A 13,445-nucleotide genomic window follows, 5' to 3' on the forward strand; every position below is an offset into this window, starting at 1 on the left:
AGGAGACGCCACCTTGGGGATCAAGGTCCCTGGAGTCTGCCGCCTCGACCCACCGGCCCTTGGGCTTTTTGCGGCACATACTGCCGTGCGGCGATCACGAGCTTGTTGTAGGCGTCCAGAAAAGCGGCTGCGACGATCTTGCCCTGTGGCGTTGCGGCATAAGCGTTGATGCCGCCGATGAGGCCACCCAACAAGCCCACGCCCATGCCCAGATCGTAGTTTTTCGCGCTGCCTTGGGCCGCGATGATTTGTGCGCCACTGGCGTTGTCCAGCAACAGCAGCGTCGTCGATGCGCCCAGCGCCTGGACTTGGGCGGAGGTGTCCACCTTGTTGGAACCCCGGCCGAACAAGCCTCCCAACCCGGTGCTCAACGCAAAGCCCGAGGGTTCGGCAAACGTCACCGAAGGCACGAGGGTGTAATCGGCGGCCAGCAAGGTGCCACCGGCCTGTGGCGGCGGCTCGGCCTGGCCGCTGTGCGGTGGCCTGGACCCGTCGGACCGACGGGTCAGGCCTGCCTGGTTGAGCTGCCGCTCGAAGTCCACGTTGTTGTAGGCGCGCCCGCGCTCGACGACGATGAAGCAGTTGGACTGTTGCACGATCATGCGCACGATGGGCACATAGGGGTCGCCGGTGTCGGTCAAGCCCACGGTGCCCAGCGGCTCGGCACAGCGTTGCAGTGGCTCGGCCGCGGCGATCGCCTTTGCTCCGCCAGCGGCGCCTTGGGTCATGGGATCGTCGCCACCCAGGACGGGGGAGGTCGAGCATCCGGTCGCAAGCATTGCGAGAGCCAGCGCGATGACCGCCCGCTGCGCGCTGGCTGCCACAGGGCGGCAGCCCCGGTCCGTGAGATTGGGCGATTCCTTCATGGATGCGTATTCGAGTGGAGGTGTACCTGAGCAGGTCTCCCCTCTGGGCGCCGTCGAGGCGCCCAGAGGAGGGGGATCACGGCTTGAAGTTGGGCTTCACACAGCAGCCGCTGACCACCAGTTTGGCATCGAGCACCGCCGAATCATCCTGAACCTGGAAGCTCAATCGGCAGCCATCGAGCCAAGAGGGTTGCACGGGAATCGTCAGTGTCTTGACGCTGCCTGCTGCCACCGGGAAGGTGGTGTAGATGGGCTGTGAATACAGCACGGTCCCGTTCTTCCAGATCGAAATGGCATCGTTGCCAGCGTCTGCACTGCTGTTCGATAGACCATTGAGCAGCGCCTTGACCTTGACTTCCAGCTTGGCCTTGTACACCTCGCAGCACTTGTTTTGCTTGCATCCATCCCACTGGAAGGTGTGCCGAACATGCCGGTTGGGCGTGGTGCCGTTGAAGTTGGGCTCGATCCACTGCGCCCCCGGCGTGCTGGGAAAGTCTGGGGCGTAGGGCGTGGCTGCATTGGGAGGCGGTGCCTTGAGCACGATGGTCTTCGGGCACGGTTTCTTGGCGTCACCGTGAAGATCGGGCCCGGCTTGGCGCTCCTCGATCTCATCGGGCATGGGAAGCGGCTGATCGCCCGGTGCGGCCAAGCGCTGCGCGGGCGCTGGCGGGTGTTCCACCTCGGCCGGGACGTTGCGCTCCTCGATGGGGGCTTTGCCTGGCATCGGCGCGGCCATGGGCCCCGGCATGGGGCGAGTGCCGGGCAGCTGCGGTGCTGTCGGGGCTTGCCCATGTGCGACGGTTGCGCTGCCCAGCGCGAAGAAAACGGCCCAAGTCAAGCGGTGCTTCTCGTTCAGCAAGCGTGTCACCATGGCGGCGGTTCTCCTCGATCGTGGCGTGTCGCTCAGCACGTGCTGGTCGTCGGGTCACCGGGTTTGGTTGGCCCGCATCCGCCGGGTGGGATGGGGGCGCCTGGTTGCTTTGACTGTGGCTTGGCAATCACCATGCCGCGCCGGATATCCTTTTTCTCGATCCCGCGCAAATGCTCGCCACCGGAAGGCTGTCCGGGATTGGCGCTGCGCTCTTCGATCTGCTCGGGGTTCTGAGGGACCACTGCCGGGCTCGATTTGGTCTTGATGCTGATGTGGCTCGGCTGTGCACCGGGCGCCGTCCAAGTGGGCGTCGACGTCGGCGTTCCGGAGGGCTGCCCCGGATTGGTGGGCATGGGTTTCTGCTCGGCCCAGGTGCTGCCCGCAGCCAGGGCGAAAGCGATGGCACTGGCGAGGAGGGATGGCTGAATACGCATGATGGATCTCCTTCAGTCTCGTGGTGGATGGAAGTGACCTCGTGGCAGCTGCGCGTTCGGTCACTCTTTTGTCGTGGGCCGCGAGATGATTTTTCAATCCTCGTCCATCCGGCCCGAGCCAGGCGTCAATGCCGATGGGTCGCGGGCCACTGGAGCAAGCCGCAGCCGCTGGCGTCATCCCGCCCGGCCGGCGGCAAGTCGATCGCCTCGGCGCACAGATCCGATGCGTGGGTGCTTTGTCCCCGTGCGGCGCGCATGGCCAGCGCCGCCGTCACGAACGGCGCGGCAAAGGACGTGCCGGTGAAATAGCGGCCGCCCCCCACGGGCAGCCACAGGTCCACGCCGGGGGCGGCCATCGCAATGTGAGGGCCGCGGGTGCCGCCGCGCCAGGGCTTGGCATCGGCATCGACCGCTGCAACGGCCACCACGCCGGGGTGGCTGGCCGGAAACGGCGCTGGCCCTTCGGGCCCGCGGTTGCCGCCGGCGGCAACGAAACCCCGCACCTTGGGCAATACGCGCTGCACGACGCGGCCGAGCACGGCATCGGCCGTGGTGCCCAGGCTCATGTGCACCAGATCCACCCGTCGGCTGACCAACACATCCAGCGCTCGCGCGACGGTGTAGGTGTTGCTCACCGTGCGGCCGGCGCGGTCGGTGGCCAGCACGGCGGCAAACAGCAGATGCGCGCCGCGCGCCAATCCTGGAGCCCCGGTCTCGGGGGCACAGGCCAGCAGACACGCCACGGCGGTGGCGTGCTCGGCCCCCGACGGGGTTTCGGCCATCGGAAATAAGGTGAGACTGGCGACATCCAGGCCGAGCGTGGGATCGGGAATGCCGTCGATGATGCCGATACGCACTGCGGCCTCGAGCCGCGGCGGCTCATCCGGCGCGGCGATGAGCCGTGTGGCATAGCGCACGGGCTGGCGGCCGCTTGCGCTCGGCGCTTCTTGGGCCGTGTACTGGCGGTGACGGTCGAATACCGCATCAGGATAGCGTTCGCGCAGCTGTTGCAGCACCGTCTGCGTTCGATCGGGCGCGACCTCCAGGAGGAGCAGCGCCAAATCCAGCGTCTCCAGGCGCTGGGCGAGGACCCGCTCGGCCCTGACCATGGCAGCCACGGTGTTCGGATCGGGCATGGCATCGGCATCGAAAACGCCGACGATCTGGCCGGGCAGGCTGGATTCGTCCTGCGCCGCGGCTGAGCGCGCGCCGAGCGTGCGCCACAAGGCCCCGATGTCCAGCTGGATGCCGATGCCGCCATGGGAGCCACTGCGAGGCCCGGGCTCGGGCATGCCGGGCTGTGCCCCGGCCGCCGTGGCCAGCAAAACCACCGAGGCCGCGGCGATGCGACGCAACGAGCGCACGGCCTTCATGGCGCGGGCTGCACGTCGAGCACGATGGGGTTGGAGGCCAAGCGATCGAGCTTGCTGGGGGTCGGGTCGGTCATGCGGATGCGCCACAGCCCCAAGGCGCCCGGGCCGCCGATGACTTCGCCGTCCACCGCTTGCAGGGCCGCGCGCATGGCCGACAACGTGGCGTCATCGCGAAAGCGCACGTGCCACTGCGTTGGCGACCCCGGTTCGGAGGAGGCCGCTTGACCCAGCGGCTCGACCACCGTGGGGGGCTCGAGCCATTGAGGAGCCCAGACCAGCATCAGGAGGGCCGCCACAGCCGCGCCCAGGCCAAAAGAGCTCGCGGGCATCCAAGCGCGCTGCCATGCCTGCCGCAGGCGTGCCCAGCGCTGGGGCTGGCCTTGCGCGCGCGCTTGCTTCAGGCGGCGCTCGATACCCCGGAAATGGGCCTCGGGGTCGAACCCAGGGGGATCGACGTCGAGCACCGAGCGCAGCGCCGCATCGAGGGTGTCGTGGCCCTCATGAGGGTCTGGGGTGCTGCGCTGCGTGGAAGGAAGGGGATGCTCGCTCATGCCTTTGAGTCGTGGGCAGCTGGCGCGGATTTCATTCGCCTTGCGCACATTCACGCAGTTTGCGCCGCCCGTGGTGGATGCGGGTGGCGACCGTTCCCGGCGCCACCGCTTGGATACACGCGATTTCCGCGACCGTCAAACCTTCGACCACGGCCAAGTAGAGGGCTTCTCGTTGATCGGGATTGAGCTTTTCGAAGCACGCCAGCAATCGTTCGACGTCTTGCCGACGCATGGCGAGATCCTCGGGGTCGGCAGCGATGCCGAGGTTTTGCGCGTCCGGCTCCTCGTCCTCCAGGGACACGGTCGGGCTGCCCTGCCGCCGCCGCAGCCGATCCAAGGCCTTGTGCCGCACGATCCCCAACATCCAGGTGCGCACGCGTGAGGCTCCGCCGAAGCGGTGCGCTTGCTGCCACACATCGCAAAAGGCATCGGCGACCGCCTCCTCGGCCTCGGCCACGTCATTCAGCATGCGCCAGGCAAAGCGAACGGCTGCTGCGGCATGGCGGCGGTGCAATTCTCGCAAGGCCGCATGATCGCCGCGGGCCACGGCAGCCAGCAATTGCTCGTCGGTGAGGGCAGAACCGTCGCGTTCGGGCATGTCCGATGCGTACAACGCTGTCGATCAGCGCTGGGCCTCGTCCAGGAGGCGGCGGATCACGCCTCCTCGGCCAGCGGCACGAGGCATTTCCAAGGGGTGATGTCGATGATCGGTCGCGGCGATCGTGGTCACGCCGAATCGGCTCGATCGGTGGAACCCAAGGGGCCAGGAGCGCGTAGGCGCCGCCCCATCGGCGATGCGTTCATCCATCGTTGCCATGCGCGAGGCTGAGGCCGGCTTGGTCGAGCCAGCTGGGTGCAAGCCGGGCGGATTCTACAGTCCACGGCCGCGTTTGGGGCCGGCCGACTGGCCCCATGGCCTCGCCGGCCCCGACGGGCCGATGGGCCGGCGCACTCACAGCCCGCGCCACTACAGTTTCACAGGCCGGACATATCCGGTCATTTCCAGGTAGCCTTGACCGAGACGGCGGCCGTGCATGTCGCGTAGGTCGCTGAGGCCCTCCCAATAGATGGTGCCGGTGGTGGCGCGGCTGTCGAGCTCTTGGGCGTCGAGCCGGCTGAGGATCAGGAAGCGGCCCACCGGCGTCTGCAGCGTCCATTCCACCGGGTAGCGGCCCTGGGTGGCGGGGCTCACCCAGAGGCGCCCGGGCTGGAAGCCCACTTCATCCGGCCCGAAGCTGCGCACCGCCTGGCCGGGCGCGCGCCAACTGCCCCCTGCCCACAGCGGGCGGCCGTCGCGTCGGCGCAGCTGGAAGGCCGTGAGCGCGGCCCCATCGTCCAGGTTCATGCCCACCCAGTCCCAGCCGACCGCGTCCGGGTGCATCAAGGCCTCGCTCCATTCATGATCCAGCCAGGCGCGGCCGCGCACCACATGCTCGCGCTGTAGCAGCCGCAGCCGGCCCTGCACGGCCATCTGCGGATGGCTGTAGTAATGACTGGCTTGCGCCGGATCGGGGCCCTTGCGCGAGTAGCCGGCCTGGCCTTGGAGCAACACGGGCTGGGTTTGGGCGATGTCCAGCCTCAGGGCAAAGTCGCGCGAGGCCAACCGTGCACGGTACACACTGGCGTGGATCGGCCCGTCACGCTGCAAGGTCCAGTCGCGCAGGCGCAGGTCGGTGTCGGCCGTGGCGGCTTGTGCCACGCCGAAGCCTTCCCGGGCGATGCGCTGGTCGTGTCGCAGCCGCCCGTGGGCCAGATCGGTCAGCGCCACATGGGCGAAGATGAGCTGGCGCGGGGTGAAGGCGCTGGGGTTGTCGTCTGCGCGGTCATTGCGGCTGCGGAAAAAGGTGATCTGGAATCCCCAGGGCAGGGCCTGAGTTTCGTCCTCCAGGGCGCCGGTGACGTACCACCATTCCGTGCGGTACTGGGGATGGGCGCCATGGTCGCGCGGGAAGTGCAGCCGGGTGTCTGGGTGGACCGTTGCGTGGGCTGCGGCCAAGATGGGGGGCAGCCCGAGCCCGGCGGCCAGCAGGGTGCGGCGTCGCATCACCAGTCCTCCTTGACCGCCAACACCGCATCGTGCCGGGTGGCCGCTTGGCCGCTGAGGGCGGCCGTCAGCGCGCCGGCGGCCGTCATCGCGGCGGCCAGCATGAGCAGTCGTTCCCACGGGGGTTGCAGCTCCATGGTCCAGTGGAAGCTTTGTGGGTTGACCACATAGACCAAGATCACACTGACGGCCAGCCCCAGCGCCAGACCCAGCAAGGCCCCGGCGCCGCTCCAGACCAGGCCTTCACCGGCGACGATGCCCAACACCTGCCTGCGGGTGAACCCCAGATGTCGTAACACACCGAATTCCTTGCGTCGCGCCAGCACCTGGGCCGAGAAGCTGGCGGCCACCCCGGACAGGCCAATGACGATGGCCACGGTCTGCAGCCACGAGGTCACGGCAAAGCTGCGATCGAAGATGCGCAGCGAGGCTGCCCGAATCTCATGCGGTGGCGCGAATTCGATCAGCGACGGGTCGGGCGCCAGCCTGCGGATGGCGGCCTGCACCTCAGCGACCGAGGCGCCGTCCTCCAGCCACAGGGCCAGGTCGTTGACGCGAGCATCGCCGCTGATGCGCTGGAACTCGGCGCCGTCGATCACCACGCTGCCATGCTGCCGGGCGTAATCGCGCCAGACGCCGCGCACCCAGGTGGGCAGGGGCGCTTGGCCATCGATCAGCGGCAAGGCCAGCACCTGGCCGGGCCGCATGTCGTACAGCGCCACGATCGCTTCGCTGACGTAGCTGGAGACCATGCCTGGACGCGGCGGCAGCAAGGCGCCAGTCAGTGGCAGGGCGGGCACCGGCTCGGACAGAGGGCGGGCGATCAAGGCCACGGGCGGGCGCGCGGGATCGAGCTGCAGCCTCAGCACCCGCAAGGTGTCGAGCTGGCGGATGCCCGGCAGGCGGCGTACCGCGGCCACGAAGTCCGGTTCCAGAAAGGCCGTGTCGGCCGCGGCAGCGCTGACGGCGGTGCGGACATAGAGATCGGCCGGCAGGACCGCATCGAGCCAGTCCGACACCGAGGCGCGAAAACTGGCCACCATGGTGGTCAAGGCCACGGCCAGGCTGAGGCTGGCCACCACGCCGGCCACGGCGACGGTGGCTGCGTGGCCTTGGTGATGCGCCCGTCGCAAGACCAACAGCAGCCCGGGGTGACGCCAGCGACCTGTCGGCACGGCAAGGGCCAGTGCGCGGATCACCGTCGGAATGCAGACGATCCCACCCATCAGCACGGCCGCCACGGCCAGGTAGGCCATCAATGGCAAGCCGTCCACCGGGGGCAGCAGCGCAAGCAGCGCTCCCAGGGCCAGCAGCCCCAGTCCCACCAGGGGGTGGGCATGCATGCGAGTGCTGGGCCCCAGCCCTTTGAGGGCCTCGGCCGGCGCCAGGCGCTGCGCCAGGCGCGCCGGCCGCCAGCTGCCGATCAAGGCCGCGGCCATGCCCAGGCTGGCATAGACCAGGGCGGCAGGCGTGGACCAGCGCAGCCGAGGGGCCACGCCGGGGAAAAATCCGCCGCCCAAGTCGCCTGCCAGCCAGGTCAACGCACCTTGCGCCAGCGCGGTCCCCAGGGCCAGTCCGAGCACGCTGCCCAGGCCGCCCAGCACGGCGGCTTCGGTCAGCACCAGGCGCAGCCGCTGGCCTGCATCCAGCCCCAGCACACCCAGCAGCGCCAATTGCGGCACGCGCTGGGCCACCGACAGCGACATCACCGAAAACACCAGGAAGGCCCCGGTGAACAGAGCCACCAGGGCCAGTACGGTGAGATTGACCCGATAGGCCCGTGAGACATTGGACAGGCGCTGCGAGGCCTGCTCGGGGGTGTGCACCAAGATGTCCGGCGGCAGGTCGAGCTGGCTTCGCACCAGCTCCCAGGTGACGCCGGGCTGCAAGCGCAGGTCGATGCGGTTGAGCCGGCCGAGCAGCCCGAAATGCCATTGGACGGCCGCGATGTCGGCCACGGCCAGCGGTGGCCCCGGCGCCGCGATCTCGCCCACCACCGTGTAGCGACGCCAGTTCAACCCGCTTTGGATCTCGACGCTGTCGCCGATGCTCACGCCCAAGGCTTCACGCGCGCGGGCATTGAGCGACAGGCTGTCGGGGGCCAGCAGCGCCAAGCGGTCCACACCGTCGGCCAGCTGCACGGCCAGCGCGGGGGCGAGCTCGGGTGCGACCAGCGGGTCCAGACCGATCAGCCGCAACTCCATGCGACGGCCATGGCGGTCGCGGGCATGCGCGGACAGCTCGATCGCCGCGCTGGCGCGGGCCACGCCGGGAAGGTGCACGAGCGTTTCGTACACGGACTCCTCGAACCCGCCACGCACGGCGCGCAATTCCACATCGGGCTCGCCCTGGATCGAGCGCACGGCCGCGCTGAACTCGCTCAGGGCGGACTCATGGATCAGGTGCACCGCAAAAGCCAAGGCCACGCCCAGCATGACCGCCACGGCGGCCATGCCATGGCGCCACGGATGGTGACGCCACTGCGGCCAGGACCAGCGGGCCCACCAACGCAAGCAGCTCATGGGGGTGGGATCGGCAAGGGGCATGTCGCGTTCGGGGCGCCATCGAGGGGGCGCGGGCCGGCGCACGCGCATCATGCACCGGCTCGACTGGGCATGGCCCCGACGGGGGTCCCAAGTCCCCCCTCATTTCAGGGGGGTGATCCTAGGGGGCTTCCCGAATGTCCGTAAAGCATGCGAGGATAAAAATCTTTTGTTTCAGGGGGGCTGGCCATGACCTCTCCTCGCCATGAGGCGTCGGGCAGCGAAGCTGCGGATTGGCAATGGGATCGGTGGCATCGAGTTTTGCTGTCGTGGGGTCTGTGGCCTTCGGTGGCCGTGCTGGTGTTGCTGGCCTGGTTGTTGGCCGCCTTGATCACCGTGGCGGTGATCGGCTTGCTGGGGCAGGGCTCGTGGCGCTTGGGTTTGGTCATCGCCACGGCCTGCGTGTGGGTGTCGGCCCCGCCCATGGTGTATGTGATATTGCGCCAGGTGTTCCGTTTGGAGCAATTGCGTCAGCGCCTGCAGGCCCTGGCCGTCACCGATGATCTGACCGGCTGCTACAACCGTCGGTACTTCTGGGACCGCATCGAACAGGAGTGGGCGCGTGCGCATCGGCACGGACTGCCGCTGGCGGTGTTGCTGATCGATGTGGACGATTTCAAACGCATCAACGATGCCCACGGCCATCATGCGGGCGACTTGATGCTGCAGGCGCTGGTGCGGGCATGCGGCGCGTCCTTGCGCAGCACCGATGTGCTGGCGCGTTACGGTGGCGAGGAGCTTGCGGTCTTGCTCCCGCAAACGAGTTTGTCGGGGGCTTTGGCCATGGCCGAGCGCATCCGCGCTGCATTGCAGCAGGTGCGTATCGATTGGCAGGGCCAGTCGGTGGGGGCCACGGTCAGCGTCGGCGTGGCCGCCTTGCATGACTCGCATGCGAATGTCCAAGCCATGGTCCACGATGCCGATGTGGCGCTTTACGAGGCCAAGCGTGCCGGGCGCAACCGTGTGCACGGCGCCCCGATGCCCGGGGCCTGCGCCGCGCTGACTCAGTCGGCAGCGATCGGCACGCTGTAATGCGCATCGCCCAGCAGGTCGATGCCGCAAGACAGGTCCTGCACCCATTCGATGAATTCACGCACCGCCGCCCCGGCCATGGGCGCGCCATGTTGCGGCACGATCATCTCGATGTCCAGCGTGCGCGCCATGCGGGCCCACAAGCGCAACACCTTGTTCGACACCATGTAGCGGCGGTGGAAACTTTCCATGGCCGGGATGTGGCCGCTCAGCGAGGTGACCGGGCGGCGCGGGTCGACTTGGCGCCCCATCGAGGCGCCCAAGTCGCCAGAGAACAGAATGCGGCTGACCGGGTCGTAAAACTGGAAGTTGCCCTCGGCGTGCAGGAAGTGCGCCGGCAGGGCCCACAGTTCGCTGCGTCCGACCCGGATGCGCAACCCCGCATCCGGAATGCCGATCACCCGGCCGGCTGTTTTGCCGGGCTTGCAAAAGTGCGGCACGAAGCGCTCCCACACGCGCGAGATGTACACCGGCGCGGTGGTGGCCGTCATCCAGCGGTCCAAGGAGGCGATGATGTCCGGATCGGCATGCGAGGCCAAAATGGCCGACAGCTGGTGGGGGGGAAAGTGCCGCGTCATGCCCAAGTAAAGCTCGCTGTAGGCCAGGTTGCCGCCCGGGTCGATGATCGCGCCGGTGTCGTCATCGACGATCAAGAACTGGTTGGCCTGCACCGCCTCGCCGTGTTCGACGGAGGTGTCGCAGAACATCAGGCACTGATGGCCCTTGTGGTGGTATAGCTCGAAGGACATGGTTCGGCTCGCAGCGGCACGGGAGGCGATGAGCGCGAACTCTAGGGGGCTTGCCTGTCAGCGGGCTTGATGTGAATCAACCCGTGCGGGGGCGGCCCGCCTGGCGGGCAGGCTCAGCGCACACTGCGCAGCCCCTGGGGCGTGAGCTGGTAGACCGCGTCGGCGTGGGCTGCGGCCGCCTGGGAATGGGTCACCATCACACAGGCCGCGCCATGCCGGCGCACCTGAGCGGCCAGGGCCTGCAACACGCGCTCGGCGGTGTCGGGGTCGAGATTGCCCGAGGGCTCGTCGGCCAGCAACAGCGCCGGCCGATGCACCAGCGCGCGAGCGATGGCCACGCGCTGCAACTGGCCGCCGGACAGCTGCTCGGGCAAACGCTGCGCCACGGCCAGCAAACCGACCTCGGCCAAGACCTCCTGCACGCGCGCCGGATCGTCACGGCCAAGCAGCAGCAGGGGCAAGGCCACGTTGTCGGCCACGCTCAAGTGCGGCAGCACGTGGAACGCCTGGAAGACGAAGCCCAGATGCGCTCGCCGCAGCCTGGCGCGGGCCGCCTCGTCCAGCCCGGCCAAGTCCTGCCCGAGCAGCTCGACGCGACCGGCCGTGGGCTCATCGAGCCCGGCCAGGCAGTTCAGCAGCGTGGACTTGCCCACGCCGGACTCTCCCAGCAAGGCGATGAAGCGGCCGCGCGGCAGTTCCAGATCCACGCCTTCGAAGACACCCGTCTGGCCGAAGCGCTTGGCCAGCCCTTGCACCCGCAGCACGGGCCCGGGGGGGCTCATGCCCACTCCTGGGCCCAGGCCTGGGCTCGCCGCACCACGTGGTCCAGGGCATCGGTGCGATCGCAGGCCACGGTCTCGCGCCAAGGCATGCTGCGCAGCCAGGTGAGTTGGCGCTTGGCCAGTTGTCGGGTGGCGGCGATGCCGCGCTCGGCCAGCGTGTCGGGGGGATGCAAGCCGTCGAGCATTTCCCACACTTGCCGGTAGCCGACGCAGCGCATCGATGGCTGGGCCAGGCTCAGATCGCCACGCGCACGCAAGGCGCGCACTTCGTCGATGAAGCCGGCGTCCAGCATGGCATGGAAGCGCTCGGCGATGCGCCGGTGCAGCCAGGTGCGGTCCGTGGGCTCCAGGGCGATGAGTCGGGGGCGCTCTCGTGCAGCCGGGCTGGTGCGGCCGGTGTGCCACTGCGACAACGGCCGGCCGCTCAGCTCCCACACCTCCAGCGCGCGCTGGATGCGCTGGCTGTCGTTGGGCGACAGCCGCGCGGCGGTGACCGGATCGACCCGGGCCAACTCGGCGTGCAGGGCCGGCCAGCCGCACTGCGCCGCACGCGCGTCGATGCGCGCGCGCACCTGCGCATCGGCTGCCGGCAGCGCATCCATTCCGTCGAACAGGGCCTTGAAATAAAGCAAGGTGCCGCCGACCAACACCGGCAGCCGCCCGCGAGATCGGATCTCGTTCACCAGTCGGGTCGCGTCGGCGACGAACTGCGCGGCGCTATAGGCTTCGGTGGGGTCGATCAGGTCGATCAGATGGTGCGGCACCGCAGCGCGCTCGGCCGCGCTGGGTTTGGCCGTGCCGATGTCCATGCCGCGGTAAACCAGGGCCGAGTCCACACTGATGATCTCGATCGGCAAGACCCGCGCCAGTGCGAGTGCGGCGGCGGTTTTGCCCGAGGCGGTTGGCCCGGCCAGGCACAAATAGGGAACACTCATCGGACCGTATTGTCCAAGGCTGGCGAACGCGCGGTGGGCTTCGCCTGCCCCCACCGGCCCACCCCCAGCCAGGCCGCAGCGGCCAGTGCGAAACACCACGCGGCCATGGTCAGTGCCAGAGGATAGACCGTGCCATTGTGGCTCCAACCCATCCAGTAGCCCATGCCGAAGGCCAAGGCCATGCTGAGAAAACCCGACAAGGCCGTGGCTGCACCGGCACGGGTGGGGAACGGCCCGACCGCGCCCATCTGAGCGCAGGGCTGGTGGATGCCATGCGCAAAGGTGTAGACGAAGGCTGGCATCATCAAGGCCAACGGGTGATGCACCCCGGCCAGCGCCAAAGCGGCCATCGCCGTTCCTGCGGCCACGGAGATGAAAGCGGCCCAGCGGATCGATCCCACCAAGCCGAGCCGCGGCACGAGGCGGCGGCAGGTGGCCGAGCCGATCAGGAAACCCGAGGTCACGATGGCGAAGGCGACCCCATATTCGCGTCGCGACAGGCCCAAGACATCGACCATCACGAACGACGACCCCGCAATGAAGCAAAACAGCCCGGCATAGGTGAAGCTGGACACCGCGGTGTAGGCCCAAAAGCTGGGATGGCTCAGCACCACGCGCCAGCTGTGCCACATCGGGCGCCAGCGCAGGGCATGCGGATTGGGGTGCCGCAGGGTTTCGGGCAGCCGCAGCGCGATGACGGCCAAGCCGGTCGCACCGAACAGCGTGAGCACGCCGAAAGCTCCCCGCCAGCCCAGTGTGGTTTCCAGGTAGCCGCCCAGGATGGGGCCGCTGACCGGCAGCAAGCCCATCCAGGTGGCCGCGCGCGCCATCACATGGGCGCCTTGGGCCGGGTCGTACAGATCACGCAGCATCGCGCGGGCGCACACGACGCAGGCCGCCATGCCCAGGCCCTGGGCGGCCCGGCACGCGATCAGCCAGGCGATGGTCGGCGACACCAAGGCCGCAGCGCTGGCCAGCGTGTACAAGGACAATCCGGCCAGCAGCACCGGGCGGCGGCCGAAGCGGTCGGCCACCGGGCCGAGCACGAGCTGGCCGAAGCCAAAGCTGATCACGAGCACGCTCAGCGTGAGCTGCACTTTGGTCAGTGGCACACCGAAGACCTGCGGCAGCGAGGGCAGAGAAGGCAGGTACAAATCGGTGGACACCGGCTGGGTGCCCAGCAAGAGCATCAGAGCGAGCACGACCACACCGGTCGACGGCGAGGCAGGCTGGGAGGGATGGGTGGTGGCCGACACCATGCGAAG

13 protein-coding genes are annotated in these 13,445 nt (G+C 68.5%); 1 reads left to right on the top strand and 12 read right to left on the bottom strand.

Going from position 1 to position 13,445, the window contains the following annotated elements:
• Window positions 1-20: 20 nt before the first annotated feature.
• The 8 genes from CTA01S_RS10340 to CTA01S_RS10370 all read right to left on the bottom strand — a co-directional run bounded on the left by CTA01S_RS10340 (window position 21) and on the right by CTA01S_RS10370 (window position 8,685).
• Window positions 21-728, bottom strand: coding sequence for a hypothetical protein (locus CTA01S_RS10340; protein ID WP_019559544.1), 708 nt, complete (start codon window positions 726-728; stop codon window positions 21-23).
• A gap of 214 nt (window positions 729-942) precedes the next feature.
• Window positions 943-1,737 (bottom strand): hypothetical protein, encoded by a 795-nt coding sequence (locus tag CTA01S_RS10345; protein ID WP_062195278.1) that lies wholly within the window; start codon window positions 1,735-1,737, stop codon window positions 943-945.
• 32 nt (window positions 1,738-1,769) lie between these two features.
• On the bottom strand, window positions 1,770-2,171 hold the full coding sequence (locus CTA01S_RS16625; protein ID WP_157451346.1) for a hypothetical protein: 402 nt from the start codon (window positions 2,169-2,171) through the stop codon (window positions 1,770-1,772).
• Between the two features lie 125 nt (window positions 2,172-2,296).
• Entirely contained in the window at window positions 2,297-3,544 is a 1,248-nt protein-coding gene (locus tag CTA01S_RS10350; protein ID WP_062195281.1) for a S8 family serine peptidase, read from the bottom strand.
• A complete protein-coding gene (locus CTA01S_RS10355) occupies window positions 3,541-4,095 on the bottom strand; it encodes a hypothetical protein (protein WP_019559546.1) in 555 nt (184 codons plus the stop codon). The genes CTA01S_RS10350 and CTA01S_RS10355 overlap by 4 nt, the downstream gene beginning before the upstream one ends.
• A gap of 31 nt (window positions 4,096-4,126) precedes the next feature.
• Complete coding sequence (locus CTA01S_RS10360) at window positions 4,127-4,693, bottom strand: RNA polymerase sigma factor (RefSeq protein WP_062195284.1); 567 nt, start codon at window positions 4,691-4,693, stop codon at window positions 4,127-4,129.
• A 369-nt stretch (window positions 4,694-5,062) separates the two neighbouring features.
• Window positions 5,063-6,139 carry a lipocalin-like domain-containing protein gene (locus CTA01S_RS10365; protein ID WP_062195287.1) on the bottom strand — a complete coding sequence of 359 codons (1,077 nt, stop codon included), beginning with the start codon at window positions 6,137-6,139 and terminating at the stop codon, window positions 5,063-5,065.
• Window positions 6,139-8,685 (bottom strand): ABC transporter permease, encoded by a 2,547-nt coding sequence (locus tag CTA01S_RS10370; RefSeq protein ID WP_371326091.1) that lies wholly within the window; start codon window positions 8,683-8,685, stop codon window positions 6,139-6,141. Before CTA01S_RS10370 ends, CTA01S_RS10365 begins: the two co-directional genes overlap by 1 nt.
• Window positions 8,686-8,871: 186 nt before the next feature.
• On the opposite strand from CTA01S_RS10370, the gene CTA01S_RS10375 reads away from it, so the two are divergent.
• Window positions 8,872-9,714, top strand: coding sequence for a GGDEF domain-containing protein (locus tag CTA01S_RS10375; RefSeq protein ID WP_062195289.1), 843 nt, complete (start codon window positions 8,872-8,874; stop codon window positions 9,712-9,714).
• Here the strand turns inward: CTA01S_RS10375 and CTA01S_RS10380 are convergent.
• From CTA01S_RS10380 to CTA01S_RS10395, 4 genes are all read right to left on the bottom strand, one after another.
• A complete protein-coding gene (locus CTA01S_RS10380; protein ID WP_019559551.1) occupies window positions 9,687-10,463 on the bottom strand; it encodes an oxygen-binding di-iron domain-containing protein in 777 nt (258 codons plus the stop codon). The two genes, CTA01S_RS10375 and CTA01S_RS10380, sit on opposite strands and share 28 nt — an antisense overlap.
• 113 nt (window positions 10,464-10,576) lie before the next feature.
• Window positions 10,577-11,245 (bottom strand): ABC transporter ATP-binding protein, encoded by a 669-nt coding sequence (locus CTA01S_RS10385; RefSeq protein WP_019559552.1) that lies wholly within the window; start codon window positions 11,243-11,245, stop codon window positions 10,577-10,579.
• Window positions 11,242-12,180 carry a tRNA (adenosine(37)-N6)-dimethylallyltransferase MiaA gene (miaA, locus tag CTA01S_RS10390; RefSeq protein ID WP_062195292.1) on the bottom strand — a complete coding sequence of 313 codons (939 nt, stop codon included), beginning with the start codon at window positions 12,178-12,180 and terminating at the stop codon, window positions 11,242-11,244. The genes CTA01S_RS10385 and miaA overlap by 4 nt, the downstream gene beginning before the upstream one ends.
• Window positions 12,177-13,439, bottom strand: coding sequence for a multidrug effflux MFS transporter (locus CTA01S_RS10395; RefSeq protein WP_062195296.1), 1,263 nt, complete (start codon window positions 13,437-13,439; stop codon window positions 12,177-12,179). The genes miaA and CTA01S_RS10395 overlap by 4 nt, the downstream gene beginning before the upstream one ends.
• Between the last annotated feature and the right edge of the window lie 6 nt (window positions 13,440-13,445).

Origin of the sequence: Caldimonas taiwanensis NBRC 104434 (assembly GCF_001592165.1) — a bacterium.
GTDB classification, from domain to species: Bacteria; Pseudomonadota; Gammaproteobacteria; order Burkholderiales; family Burkholderiaceae_C; genus Caldimonas; species Caldimonas manganoxidans.

What these genes read in the sequence shown, in the direction of transcription:
- CTA01S_RS10340 (WP_019559544.1), bottom strand. Translation starts at nt 728, where the DNA reads ATGACCCAAGGCGCCGCTGGCGGAGCAAAGGCGATCGCCGCGGCCGAG.
- CTA01S_RS10345 (WP_062195278.1), bottom strand. Translation starts at nt 1,737, where the DNA reads ATGGTGACACGCTTGCTGAACGAGAAGCACCGCTTGACTTGGGCCGTT.
- CTA01S_RS16625 (WP_157451346.1), bottom strand. Translation starts at nt 2,171, where the DNA reads ATGCGTATTCAGCCATCCCTCCTCGCCAGTGCCATCGCTTTCGCCCTG.
- CTA01S_RS10350 (WP_062195281.1), bottom strand. Translation starts at nt 3,544, where the DNA reads ATGAAGGCCGTGCGCTCGTTGCGTCGCATCGCCGCGGCCTCGGTGGTT.
- CTA01S_RS10355 (WP_019559546.1), bottom strand. Translation starts at nt 4,095, where the DNA reads ATGAGCGAGCATCCCCTTCCTTCCACGCAGCGCAGCACCCCAGACCCT.
- CTA01S_RS10360 (WP_062195284.1), bottom strand. Translation starts at nt 4,693, where the DNA reads ATGCCCGAACGCGACGGTTCTGCCCTCACCGACGAGCAATTGCTGGCT.
- CTA01S_RS10365 (WP_062195287.1), bottom strand. Translation starts at nt 6,139, where the DNA reads ATGCGACGCCGCACCCTGCTGGCCGCCGGGCTCGGGCTGCCCCCCATC.
- CTA01S_RS10370 (WP_371326091.1), bottom strand. Translation starts at nt 8,685, where the DNA reads ATGCCCCTTGCCGATCCCACCCCCATGAGCTGCTTGCGTTGGTGGGCC.
- CTA01S_RS10375 (WP_062195289.1), top strand. Translation starts at nt 8,872, where the DNA reads ATGACCTCTCCTCGCCATGAGGCGTCGGGCAGCGAAGCTGCGGATTGG.
- CTA01S_RS10380 (WP_019559551.1), bottom strand. Translation starts at nt 10,463, where the DNA reads ATGTCCTTCGAGCTATACCACCACAAGGGCCATCAGTGCCTGATGTTC.
- CTA01S_RS10385 (WP_019559552.1), bottom strand. Translation starts at nt 11,245, where the DNA reads ATGAGCCCCCCCGGGCCCGTGCTGCGGGTGCAAGGGCTGGCCAAGCGC.
- miaA (WP_062195292.1), bottom strand. Translation starts at nt 12,180, where the DNA reads ATGAGTGTTCCCTATTTGTGCCTGGCCGGGCCAACCGCCTCGGGCAAA.
- CTA01S_RS10395 (WP_062195296.1), bottom strand. Translation starts at nt 13,439, where the DNA reads ATGGTGTCGGCCACCACCCATCCCTCCCAGCCTGCCTCGCCGTCGACC.